The organism is Bacillus cereus group sp. N12 (assembly GCF_016483575.1).
In the GTDB taxonomy this organism is placed as follows: Bacteria; Bacillota; Bacilli; order Bacillales; family Bacillaceae_G; genus Bacillus_A; species Bacillus_A toyonensis.
In genome coordinates this window covers 1-272 of record NZ_JAEHBO010000223.1, presented here as the reverse complement: position 1 = coordinate 272, position 272 = coordinate 1, and the positions used below count along the sequence as shown (strand labels likewise).

Sequence of the window (272 nt, the reverse complement as noted above, 5' to 3'; positions counted from 1 at the left end):
TGCAGCTTAGCTACACGGATACGTTGTTTATTCCAACGCCCTGAACCTTTTGTACGTCTTGATAATACTCGTTGAGCCTTTGCTAATCGGTCTAACATTTCACGATAGAACTTAGGATAATTGGCTCTCTCATCCTCAGAACTGACGTATAATCCATCCATCGCAAAGTCTAATCCAACAACTGTTTCTACTTCTTTTTGTACGATCTCTTTTTCGTATTCAGTCAAAATGGACACATAGTATTTACCAGTAGGTGTCATAGAAATCGTACA

The 272-nt window shown here is 39.0% G+C and carries 1 protein-coding gene; it reads right to left on the bottom strand.

The window, feature by feature from the left end; translation table 11 throughout:
- The coding region (locus tag JDS92_RS30240; RefSeq protein ID WP_199633056.1) for a transposase at positions 1-272 on the bottom strand (272 nt) is incomplete at both ends.